Here is an 11,978-nt window from a genome sequence, read left to right as displayed (position 1 = left end):
AGGATTCTTGTCCTGTTGAGTCAAGGGTCCGGTTTGCCCGGTTGTGGCGGCTTATCCCGAGACGTCATATCTCAGTGAGTTTCCCAGCACCCTTACGCCTTGAGTCGGGACATGGGTGGTGGGCCGGGAGCGGGGCATCAGATGCTCCACGGGAAGTCCGGCCAGGAGGACGCAGTGGTCGGCGATGAGCCTTCGGTGGCATCTCCACCAGAGGGTTTCGCTGCACATGATGGCGGTGGGTTGATCCTGTGCGTCTGCCATCAGCCGTTCCGCGGCGGCGCAGAACTCCCCGGTGCGCATATAGGCAGCGTAGGCCCGGAAAGAATCGTTGCGGAGGGCCGTGTCCGGTGATTCCGGCGGAAGCTTGCGGAAACCACCCAGGAGTTGCTCCCACCGGTAACTGATGCCGGCTTCCGGCAGCCAGGCGGCCATGCTGTCCTTGCCAAAGTGGGGGTGCCTGCGGCTGCCGGGACCGATGCGCACGTCCACGAGGGATGTCACGCCAGCGCTTTTCAGCAGCTCCTCGAAGTCAGCCTGGGAGGCTGTCCCGTGCCCCACCGTAAAAAGAACGCCCACGGCAGCCATGATAGGCACGTGGGCATCTTTGCAGCAGGAACATCCGCAGCGAGGAGCCGCAACCGGGGTTCCTGAAGCAGGAGGCAGGACGACGGCGGGACTGGCCTAACGCCGTCGGAGTTCTGCGAACTCAAGCGAGGGGACGATGGCTCCGGCGTCCCGCTCCACGAAGTTCGTGCCCGGCGGTACAACGTCATCGATCGCATCCAGAACCGACTCGCCCAGCCTGACTTCGGCCGCACGCAGGTACGCGGCAAGGTGCTCTTCGCTGCGCGGCCCGATAATCACGCTGCTGATGGCCGGATGTGCCAGGGCGAAGCCGACGGCGAGGTCCACCAGCGAGAGCTCCAGCTTGTCCGCCAGCCGTGCCAGGGCATCCGCCGCGTGCAGCTTGCGTTCGCTGGAGGGCCCGGAGATGTCGTAGCGGCCGGGAAGTGAATGTACGCGGGTGGGCGGCTTTCCGGATTCCAGGGTAAAGCTGCCCGACAACCAGCCGCCCGCCAGCGGGCCGTACGCCAGTACCCCGAGGCCATACTGCTGCGCGATCGGGAATACGTCCCGTTCGTTGGCGCGCACCAGCATGGAGTACGGCACCTGGTTCCCGAGCGGCGGGATCAGATGGTTGGTGGTGGCGAGCCACTGCGCCTCCACCAGCTGCGCCGGCGTGAACACCGAGGTCCCGTAGTAGAGGATCTTTCCCTGGCGGATCAGGTCATTAAGGGTGGTGATGGTTTCCAGGACATCGGTGTTGTAGTCCGGCCGGTGCGCCTGGTACAGGTCAATCCGGTCGGTCTGCAGGCGGCGCAGGCTGCCCTCGACGGCCTGGGTGATCCAGCGCCGGGAGTTGCCGGCGTGGGCCGGATTGGGGCTCATCTGGCCGTGGAACTTGGTGGCGAGGAAGACGTCGTCGCGGCGGCCCCGCAGTGCGCGCCCCACCACTTGCTCCGATTCACCCTGCGAGTACACATCTGCGGTATCTATGGCGGTGATGCCGGCGTCCAGCGCGGACTGGATGATCCGGATGCTTTCGTCTGCTCCGGTGGGCGCGCCGGGAGCTCCACCGGCCCCCTCGCCGAAGTTCATGGTGCCCAGGGTCAGCGGGCTGATAGGGGTGCCTGATCGCCCGAACACCCGCAGTTCGCTGAGGCTCATCTCCGGTCTCCTCCGATTTTTTGGGCACGTTGCTTCCAAAGCGTCCCCTTGGTCGTCACGAGGCTACACAGATCAGCCGCGCCCCGGCGGATATGCGCCTCAGTGCTTCTCTTTTCGTCTTGGGGAGTAACGGAGGGAGCCGGGTATGACGTTTTATGGAGCGTTACGGGCAGTACTTCCGTGGGGAGGATCGTTGACGACCCCGCGGCAGGGAACCCGACCGGGTGAACGCGGGCGCGCGGTCAGCACGCATAAAGAGCACTGATGCGCTGGGTAACAGGGTGCTTGGGTTTCGCCTCTGCGCCGCCCTGCAATAATCTGAACCAACGGTTGTGCGCGGGGGTGCAAGCGCCCGGTACAACAAGCAGCACTGTAAGTTCGGGCCACATCACACCAGACGAGGCGGACACGCATGACGGCTTCAGACCAGCAGCACCCACAGCAATCGCAGATGCCCGCGGATCGGCCAGGCCTTCCCTCCGCTGCCCGTGAAGCTGCCACGGGCGCCGTGGACCCGCACCTCCTCAAGCAGTTGGCGGACGCCCATGGCGTGGGAACCTCCTTCCAGGGCTGGGACGGGTTGCCCCACAGTGTCGCCGAAGAAACACTGATCAAGGTCTTGGCCTCCCTGGGGGTCCAGGCCCACACCAACCAGCTCATCGAGGCGGCACTCGCGGAAGCCGAACTGGCGCCGTGGCGGCGCATGCTGCCTCCCGCCGTCGTTATCCAGCAGGGCGAGCCGGCGCAGGTCCCGGTCCATCTGCGGGACGGAGCCACCGCCGAAGTCAGCATCACGCTCGAAGGCGGCGCAGGGACGCGGGATGCCGTTCAGCAGGACCTCCGGGTGCAGCCGCGGGACGTGGATGGGGTTGCCACCGGACGTGCCACCTTCGCCCTTCCCCAGGACCTGCCGCTGGGATGGCATACCCTCCACGCGGAATCTGAAGGCGCCACCGCGTCCACGACCCTGGTGGTAGTGCCCGCCCGGCTGACCACCGCCGCACCGCTGGAAGCGCGCCGCGGCTGGGGATTGGCTACCCAGCTGTACTCCGTGCGTTCCAAGCGGTCGTGGGGCATAGGCGACTTCTCCGACCTGGCCGACCTCGGCGCGTTGAGTGCGGCCCATGGCGCAGACTACATTTTGGTTAATCCGCTGCACGCTGCCGAGCCGGTTCCGCCTGTCCAGCCGTCGCCGTATTCACCGTCCACCCGGCGGTTCTTCAACCCGCTGTACATTCGCATCGAGGCAATCCCCGAACTGGCCTACCTCAAGCCGCGCAAGCGTGCCGCGGTGGAAAAGCTTCACGAGGAAGTGGCCGCCCTGAATAGGGAGGGCGCCCGGCTGGACCGCGATTCCGTCTACTCGGCCAAACTCCAGGCCTTGGAGATGCTCTACCACACCCGCCGGTCGCCGGCCCGGCAAGCTGCCTTCGACGAATTCTGCCGCATCTCCGGCAGGGGCCTCGACGACTTTGCCCTCTGGTCCGCGATCCGGGAGGACCTGCCGGCCGGGGACCCCTTCTGGTCGGACCCCGCCTGTGCCCTTGGCACGCCGCAGACCGAGGCACTGCGGGAAAGGCTTGCAGACAGGATCGGGTTCTACCGCTGGCTGCAGTGGATCTGCGACGAGCAGCTCGAAAGCGCGCAGCGGGCGGCGCTTCGGTCCGGGATGCGGCTCGGCGTGGTCCACGACCTGGCGGTGGGGGTGGACCACAGCAGCGCCGACGCCTGGACGCTCCGCGACGTCCTGGCTCCCGGCACCAGCGTGGGCGCACCGCCGGACATGTACAACCAGCAGGGACAGGACTGGGGCCAGCCGCCATGGCATCCGGCCCGGCTTGCGGAGGCAGGCTACATCCCGTTCCGCAACATGCTGGCCACCGTGCTGCGGCATGCCGGCGGCGTGCGTGTGGACCACATCCTGGGCCTGTTCCGGCTCTGGTGGATTCCATCCGGCAACGCCCCGGGCGACGGCGCCTACGTGCGATACGACCATGAGGCGCTGATCGGTATCCTCGCCCTTGAGGCGCAGCGTGCCGGGGCGGTTGTGATCGGCGAGGACCTGGGCACGTTCGAACCCTGGGTGCGCGACTACCTTGCCGCCCGCGGCATCCTGGGCACGTCCATCCTTTGGTTCGAGTACGACGGCGATTCGCCCCTTGCGCCTGAGAGGTACCGCACGCAGGCACTCGCCAGCGTGAACACCCACGACCTTCCGCCCACCGCCGGGTACCTCGCCGGTGACCACGTGGCGCTGCGCAGCGGCCTGGGCCTCCTTGAGCGCTCCGAGGCGGAGGAGCGGGCTGAGCACAATGCCTCCCTGGAGAAGATGCTTGCCCTGGTGCGCGAGCGCGGCTACCTCCCCGATGATGTTTCCGGCGCTCCGGGGGCCAGCGAGGAGCGGACCATCGAGGCGCTGCACCTGCTGCTGGCGCAGGCGCCGTCGGTACTGCTTGGCGTTGCCTTGGTGGATGCCGTGGGGGAGCGCCGCGTCCAGAACCAGCCCGGCACCACCGAAGCGCTGTATCCGAACTGGCAGGTACCGCTCGGCGGGCCGGACGGCAGGCCGGTGTTCCTGGATGATCTTCCCGCCAATGCCCGGTTCAACTCCCTGCTGGCGGCGGTGGAGGAGGCCCTGCACGGCTAAGTCAACAGTCAGGAGAGCACGATGGGTGAGGGACCAGTACTGGTAGTAGGCGGCACCGGCATGCTCGGCGGCCAGGTGGTGACGGAACTGCTGAACCGGGGAAAGCAGGTGCGTGCCCTGGTACGCCCCGGCTCGGATGCCTCCCGGCTGGAATCGGCGGGTGTTGAGATTGCCCGTGGGGACATGTTGGATCAGGAATCGCTGCTGCATGCCATGGCCGGCGCGGATGCGGTTGTCACTACGGCCGCCGGCTACACCCGGCACCGCAAAGGCGACACCACGGAAACCGACACAGTCGGCAATTCGAACCTCGCTGAAGCGGCGAAGCGTACCGGCGTCCGCAGGTTTGTATTGACCAGCATCCTGACCTGTGACCAAACGCCCCGCGTCCCGCATTTCTGGCACAAAAGGCTCATGGAGGACCGGCTCCAGGCCCTGGGCGTCCCCTTTGTCGCGCTCCGGCCCGGAGCATTCCTGGATCAGGTGACCCGGTTCGGCGGCGACCCGCTCAGCAAACACAAAGTCATGTGGTTCGGCTCGGCAGGAATCCCGCTGACGTTTGTGCTCACCGCGGACGTCGCCGGGTACTTGGCCGCTGCCGTGGATGCTCCGGGTGTGGAGGGCCAGCGCATTGATGTCGGCTGGGACAGGCCCATCTCCATGCAGGAGTTCGCCGACCTTACCGAGCGGCTGACGGGTGAGGAGGTCCGTGTCCGGTCGGTTCCGGTCGGGCTCCTGCGGGCGGCAGGAAGGGTTATGGGGCCGGTTAACCCCATGGCTAAGGACCTGGCAGCAATGATTTCGTGGTTCCAGACGGGCCGGTACGTGGCTGACACCACCCGCCAGAGTGAGGTCTTTGGGGCTCCGCCCACTGCCGAGGACGCCGTTCGTAGGCTCATCACCAGCCTCGGACACGCGGTGCGAGGCTAGGCTCTCGTCCCGACGGGAAAACCAATTTCGGAGCGAGAACCCCATCAACAGCGGGGCCACCTGCCGCTTCCCCGGTTCGGGTTGGCGGCAGGTGGCCCATTGCTGTGGCGGCAGGAAAGCTTTAGCCCGCCGTGATCAGGTGCGTGAAGTGGTCGTAGCGGAAGGTGACCGCTCCGCCGTCGTGCTTGAACGCTATGTTGCCGCCGTTTGGCGAGCCGTTCGCGCCGTAGCTGACGCCCCAAGACCGGTCCAAAGCTGCCTTGAACTCGTAATTGCCGGCCGCAAGGTTGGGAACGGTCAGCTTCCACACGAGGTCAGCCGGATCCAGCACCAGTTGTGCCTGGCCGCAAGCGGGCTCCCAGTCCGTTGCGCAGCCGAGTTCAGTGTTCAGGCTGCCAGCCACGGCGACCGCCGAGGGCTGCTGGGACGCGTACACGGCACTCATGACATGCGTGCTGTTGTCATAGCGGAACGTCACCTTGCCACCGGGGTGGTCAAGCACGATGTTCCCTCCACCGGCCGAGCCGCCGGCTCCGTAGCTCACATCCCAGGTGCCGTTGAGCGCGGCCTTGTACTCGTACTGTCCCTTCGGCAGATCCACCGCCAGGCGCCAGATTTTGTCCGCGGGGTCCAGCTGCAGCATGGCCTGTGCGCAGGATGGCTGCCACGGTTCGGAGCAGCCCATCAGCTGGTTCATGGATCCGGCCACCGTCACCGAGTCCGGCTGCGGAGCGTCACCGACTGTGACAGTCCGCGGCTCGCTCACAGCGTGGAATCCAGGGCCAGCCATCGCGGCCCTGTACTGCACCTCGGTTCCGTCCTCCAGTTTTGAAACGTCGTCGGACATTGAATAGACAGGCGATGAGTCATCAATTCCGACAGCTGTCCAGTCTCCGCCGGCCACGCTGCGCTCAAAAGACACCACGTGGCTGGCCTTTTCCGGGTCCGCTGTGGCGCTGAGGTCCACCGAGCCTTTGACACTGCTTCCCTCCACTGGCTTCTGCAGGGTGAGGACCGGGGCGGGAACTGCGGCCGTGCGGGCCTGGGAGGTGGCAGTGTGTCCGCCGTTGTCCAGCACGGTGGCGCGATACTCAACGCCAGTGCCGGCATCCAGCGCCGCCACATCGTGGAACACCTGGTAAGGCGCCGTGTCGTCGGTGCCGATGGGCTGCCATTCACCGCCTGCCGTCTTGGCCTCGAAGGTGACCTGATTGAACGAGGAGCCGCCGACGTCGGCTGTCACCTTTAGGCGCCCGTTGTCACCTTGCGCCGCCACCGGCTCCTGGAGGACGACGGCGGGCGCCGCCTTGGAGTGCGGAATCCGGCCGGACGACTGGTACACCACGGCAGAAAGCGGGGGAACGGTGACTGCCAGCTTGCCGTCCGCGGAGGTTTTAGCCTCGTCGGCGCCTTCACCGTAAACGCGGGTGTAGTTGCGCTTGGCGATGTACGTTGGCACCTCTGCGCTCTGCGTCTGCTCGCTGTTGTTTAGCGCCACGACGTACTCGCGCTGGTCTCCGGCGTCCGTGCGGGAGAAGGCGTAGATGCCTTGACCTGCGGAGGCGTAACGGTGCTGGTGGGCGCCGTCGCGCAGTGCCGTGTGTTCCTTGGTCAGGCCTGCGAGCTGGCTGATCTTCGAGTAGAGCGGGTGCCCGGGGTTGAAGTTGTCCGTGGCATGGGTGGCGTCGGAGCCCAGCAGGTCGTCGTCGAGGTATTCCGGCACCTGGCTGGCGAAGAGTGTCTGCCGGGCATCCTGGTCACCGCCAGGGCCGGTGAAGCCCTGTTCGTCGCCGTAGTAGATCACAGGGTTGCCGCGGGAGAAGTACATCAGCTCGTGGGCCAGCTGATCGCGGGCCACCTGCTCCGCGTCGGTTGATCCGGGGTTGTCGGCGGCGATGAAGCTGCCGATGCGGCCCATGTCGTGGTTGCCCAGGAAGGTGGGCAATTGGTAGACGTTGGAGTCGGCGTCGGTGTACCAGTCATCGCCGGCGAAGAAGGCTTCCAGGTTCCGTGCGTCCTGGCCCTTCGAGGCGAAGTTGCGGGCAGCGTCCTGGAAGGGGAAGTCCAGCACTGACTGCATCTGGTTGCGGGTGGTGAACTGCGAGGTGAAGCTCTTGGTGGTGTCAAAAACCTCACCGAACATAAAGAACTCGTCTTTGCCCTGTTCCTTGGCGTAGTTCAGGACGTCGGGGCCGAAATCCTGCCAGAACTCGTTGTTCACGTGCTTCATGGTGTCGATCCGGAAGCCGTCCACACCGAAGTCGCGGATCCAGGCCTTATAGATCTCTTTCATGCCGTCCACCACCTTCGGGTGCTCGGTGAAGAGGTCATCCAAACCAAAGAAGTCACCGTAGTAGGCATCCTCTCCGGCGAAAGTGGTGTCACCCCGGTTGTGGTAGAGGTTGGGATCGTTCAGCCAGCCCGGAACCTTCAGATTTTCTTCGCCGGATTCGAGGACAGGTACGTAGGGGAACGACTTGGTAGCTTCCAGTTTGGGAAAACTTTCCGAGCCCGCATAGTCCCTGTCGTCGAAAGCCTCGCCGTCCGCAGTCTCATAAGTCACTTCATCCTTGGACGCATAGCGCATGCGCGGGGCTTCCTCGTAGCCGATGACGTCCGCGGTGTGGTTGGTGATGATGTCGAAGTAGACCTTCATGCCGCGGCTGTGGGCTTCGTCGATCAGGGCTTTGAGTTCGGCGTTGGTGCCCAGGTGTGGGTCGATTTGGGTGAAGTCCGTGATCCAGTAACCGTGGTACCCGGCCGATTTGTCCTCCGGCTGCACTGCCTTGTTCTTGAAACTCGGCGTCAGCCAGATGGAAGTTGTACCCAAACCCTGGATGTAGTCGATCTTGTCCAGCAGGCCGGCCAGGTCACCGCCGTTGTAGAAACCCTTTTTGGTGGGCTCGAAGCCGGACACCATGGGGTCGTTGCCCAGGCCGCCCTGGTCGTTGCCCGTGCTGCCATTGCTGAAACGGTCAGCCATGACGAAGTAGAAGTTTTCGTCTGTTACCGGGCCGCGGAGGCTGTGCAGGGCCGACCCTGCGCCCGGGCCCTTGGGGCCGGGAGTTGCCTGCGCGGGAACTACGGACGCTGAAACGGCTACTGCGGCTGCTACTGCGGCTGCCAGCAAGGCAACGGCCGTTCGGGCTGTGGTGGTCCGGGCTGTGGTGGTCTGGGCCGTGGTGGTCCGGGACCGGGCGTGGGATGCCGTGAAGTGTGGTGCTGTAGTGGAAGGTGTTTGCGTCGTCGTTCTTGCGTCTTTTGTTGTGCTTCCCTTGGCGCGTATTCTCACGCCTGTTCTATCGCTTGGGGGCATGCTCGAGAGGGTGCGGAATTTCAAGGCAGGAGACCTTTCCTGGTAGCTGCGCTGCTGTTCAGGCTTGCCGGGGCAAGGGGGTGGCATGAGGATGCCAAGCCCACAGGGCAACCCAGCTGCCCTGTGAACCAAGTCACAACTGTAAGCGCTTGCACGGAATAACTCCAGCGTTTAGGAAATGCCGCTGCCTGTAAGGCTCGTGCTATCTATTGCGCTTGGGATGAAGTGGGCTCCTCAGGTCCTCAAGCCTCGGCGGGCGAAGCTTATCCTGCGGGCACCAAGGCGGTGGGGGAGGGCACCTCCAGGTTGTGGACCAGGGTCCCCGGCAAGCCCGTGGCGGGGTCCAGCTCAAATGTGGCTACGTTGTCCGACCGTTCATGGGCAACGTGGAGCCAGCGGCCCCTGACCAGATGATGCCGCGGCCAGTTTCCTCCACTCGGAAAGTCGTGCACCGGCACCAGTTCTGTCCCGCCGGCTCCGACCTCGAGCACGCTTACCAGGTTGGAGCCGCGCACGCCCACATAGACGTGCCTGCCCTCTTGGCCGAGGCCGATTTCTGCGGCAGAATCGTCGGGCTGGCTGCCGCCTGCAGTGGCAGGGCCCCGGAAGACGAGTTCAAAGATTCCGGCTTCGGGCCTGACAACGAAGACTTCAATCGAGTATTCAGAAACCACAAAAACGTTGCCGCTGGCGTGCTGCACCAGGTGGCGCGGGCCGCACCCGAAGGGGAGGGCCACTTCGTGGTCGGCCACCAAGCCCGACCCGGGCATGTAATTCCAGATCCGGAGGGTGTCGTGGCCCAGATCCGTCGTTATGATGCGCCCGTCCGTCAGCATCAGGCTTGCGTGGGCACGGCTCTGCCGGGGCTCGCCCGGGGTCTGGCTGGCGTGCGGATCCACCGAGGGCAGCGCTGGGAAGCGTGCCGTGATGCCGCCGTCGGAATCCAATTCGTACAGCAGGACCTGGCCGTCTCCCCAACAAGTGGCGGTGAGGAAGCGTCCCTGGGGGTCGACCGCAACGTGACAGGTCGCTTCTCCGGAGGGTTGCGGGTCACCAAGCGGCTCCAGCCCGAAATCTCCGGTGCGGCGGAAGGCCCTAACCATTTTGCGCTGCTCGGCCACCGCGTACACCACAGGCAAAGTGGGGTGGACGGCAACGAACGATGGCGAATCGGTCTTGACGGCCGTTCCCAACCATTCGAGCGAGCCGTCAAGGCGGGCCGACAACGCTCCGATCCCTTCCGCGCGTCCGCCGCCGTCGGGGGTGTAGGTGCCGGTCCAAATCAGGGAGTGCGGGGCAGGGGAAGTCATAGCACTATCCTGCCAAGAAAAGCCCACTAAACCGGGGAATTGCGGATTAGCATTAGACTCCTGCGGTTCAAAAGGGGTGCGTCCGATTCCTGCTTCATCCGTTTCCGGTGGCTCCTATTGTGCCGTGCGGGCCTCCTCGCCCGGTAATGAGAGGGATCCCCATCGGATCACCGAAAGGGCTTTATGCCGGCTGCTGACTCACTTGCTTCGCCCACTTCCGCCGAGCTTGTGTCCATGCTGCGGGCAGCTGGCTGTGTCTTCGCCGAAGACGAGGCGCAACTCCTCCTGGCGGAAGCGTCCGGCCATGCTGAGCTTTTCGAGTGGGTGGAGCGCCGCGTTTCGGGTGAACCACTTGAATACATCCTTGGTTGGGCGGAGTTCTGTGGACTCCGGGTCACCGTTGACCCAGGTGTCTTTGTGCCGCGACGGCGCACCGAACTGCTCGTCTCTGAAGCTGCCTCGCTGCTGCGGGACAGCTTGAGGCCGCCCGGCCCGTCGGTATCCCCCGTCGTTGTAGACCTCTGTTGCGGATCAGGGGCCGTGGGCGTGGGCGTAGCCTCCCAAGTTTCCGTAGCGGAACTTCACTCGGCGGATATTGATTCTGCTGCAGTGGAGTGTGCCCGCCGCAACGTTTCAAAGGTGGGCGGGCACGTCCATCAAGGTGACTTGTATGCTGCACTTCCTTCCAGGCTCATGCGGCGGGTTCAGCTCATCGTGGTGAACGCTCCCTACGTGCCCACAAGCGTGCTGCCGACAATGCCGCCCGAAGCCAGGATCTACGAACAGCAGATCTCGCTCGATGGTGGTTCCGACGGACTGGACCTGCACCGGCGGGCGATCGAAGAAGCTACTGAATGGTTGGATCCGGCTGGCCACCTCGTCATCGAAACCAGTGAGCGCCAGGCCGCTGGAACCGCCGCAATCATGGTTGCTGCAGGGCTTGGGACACGGACTGTCCACTCCGACGAGCTGGACGGCACAGTTGTGGTGGGCACTCCAAGGGCATAGTTCCGCGTTCCGGAGTCTTTGGCGCGAATCGCTTTTGGGGCGGAGCTTTCCAACAACCGGGGCCAACACTCGTGCAGCCGATCCTGCAGTAACTCCTGCAGCGTCCGCGGCCGCGGCAACCGAGGGGAGAGATCCTGCAGCGTCCCCCCGCCCGGCATCCGGGGCGGGAAGTGGCATTCCCGAGTTGATTGTTGGCCAGAAGGGCCACTCAGGCCCAGAAGCCCATACTCATTTCCGGGGTGTTGGTGGGGGTGGTGGTTTGAAGTAGGTGTTTTGTTGGGGTTTTTGGTGTGGGTCGAGGTGTTTTGGGGGTGTGTACCAGGGGGTGTTGTTGATGGTGGTGATGGTCCATTGTTCTTTGTGGATCAGGTGGTGGTGGCCTGAGCAGAGGAGGGCGCCGTTGTCGGTGTTGGTGGGGCCGCCGTGGGACCAGTAGGTGATGTGGTGGGCTTCGCACCAGGGGGCGGGGACGGTGCAGTTGGGGAAGGTGCAGCCTTGGTCTCGGGCGGTGAGGGCTTGGCGTTGGGCGGGGGTGAAGAGCCGGGTTTTGCGGCCGAGGTCAAGGAGTTCGCCGTGGGTGCCGAGGAGGGCGGGGATGATGTCGGCGTCGCAGGCGATTTTGCGGATTGTGGTGGCGGCGACGGGTCCGGTGAAGGCGAAGTTCCCGGTGCCGGTGCCGGTGGTTTTGGGATGTTCGGGGTGGGGGAGGAGGTCCTGGTAGTTGATGGTGGCGATGATCTGGGGGCGGTTGCCGCCGGTGGCGGGCAGGGTGTTGGTGGCCAGGGCGGTTTTGACGGCGCTGACGATTCCCTCGAGCTGTTTCTGTGGCCGGGTGCGCCGGTCCAGGTCCACATCGCCGTCCCGCCAGGAATCAATGCCAGCACCAGCACCAGTACCAGCAGCAGCGCCAGTGCCAGTGCCTGCACCGGTGGTGGTGGGTGGGGTGGTGCGGGGGTTGGTGGCGGTGTTCATGACGGTGAGGATGTGTTCGTACTGGTCGGTGGTGGCGAAGATTTCGATGTGGTGCAGGCCGTGGCGG

The 11,978-nt window shown here is 64.9% G+C and carries 8 protein-coding genes; 3 read left to right on the top strand and 5 right to left on the bottom strand.

Going from position 1 to position 11,978, the window contains the following annotated elements; all coding sequences use genetic code 11:
- Positions 1 to 51: 51 nt before the first annotated feature.
- Positions 52 to 585, bottom strand: coding sequence for a DUF488 domain-containing protein (locus AC5RV1_RS15295; RefSeq protein ID WP_493995170.1), 534 nt, complete (start codon positions 583 to 585; stop codon positions 52 to 54).
- Positions 586 to 681: 96 nt separating this feature from the next.
- Entirely contained in the window at positions 682 to 1,728 is a 1,047-nt protein-coding gene (locus AC5RV1_RS15290) for an aldo/keto reductase (protein WP_493946074.1), read from the bottom strand.
- Between the two features lie 412 nt (positions 1,729 to 2,140).
- Between AC5RV1_RS15290 and malQ the strand changes: the two genes are divergently transcribed.
- Positions 2,141 to 4,375, top strand: a complete 2,235-nt coding sequence (malQ, locus tag AC5RV1_RS15285; protein WP_493995136.1) for a 4-alpha-glucanotransferase — start codon at positions 2,141 to 2,143, stop codon at positions 4,373 to 4,375.
- A 21-nt stretch (positions 4,376 to 4,396) separates the two neighbouring features.
- On the top strand, positions 4,397 to 5,305 hold the full coding sequence (locus AC5RV1_RS15280) for an SDR family oxidoreductase (RefSeq protein WP_493995135.1): 909 nt from the start codon (positions 4,397 to 4,399) through the stop codon (positions 5,303 to 5,305).
- A gap of 121 nt (positions 5,306 to 5,426) precedes the next feature.
- On the opposite strand, the gene AC5RV1_RS15275 is transcribed toward AC5RV1_RS15280, so the two are convergent.
- A complete protein-coding gene (locus AC5RV1_RS15275) occupies positions 5,427 to 8,432 on the bottom strand; it encodes an alpha-amylase family glycosyl hydrolase (protein WP_493995169.1) in 3,006 nt (1,001 codons plus the stop codon).
- A 452-nt stretch (positions 8,433 to 8,884) separates the two neighbouring features.
- Complete coding sequence (locus AC5RV1_RS15270; RefSeq protein WP_493995134.1) at positions 8,885 to 9,931, bottom strand: lactonase family protein; 1,047 nt, start codon at positions 9,929 to 9,931, stop codon at positions 8,885 to 8,887.
- Positions 9,932 to 10,114: 183 nt separating this feature from the next.
- On the opposite strand from AC5RV1_RS15270, the gene AC5RV1_RS15265 reads away from it, so the two are divergent.
- Positions 10,115 to 10,939, top strand: a complete 825-nt coding sequence (locus AC5RV1_RS15265; protein ID WP_493995133.1) for a putative protein N(5)-glutamine methyltransferase — start codon at positions 10,115 to 10,117, stop codon at positions 10,937 to 10,939.
- Positions 10,940 to 11,167: 228 nt separating this feature from the next.
- Here AC5RV1_RS15265 and AC5RV1_RS15260 read toward each other — a convergent pair.
- Positions 11,168 to 11,978 (bottom strand): HNH endonuclease signature motif containing protein (locus AC5RV1_RS15260; protein ID WP_493995132.1); only part of this gene is annotated, 811 nt, incomplete at its 5' end.

The sequence above is a fragment of the Arthrobacter sp. Hb9-2 genome, assembly GCF_059091165.1.
Note: the sequence above shows the minus strand (reverse complement) of the source record. Positions and strands in the feature narration are given on the sequence as shown.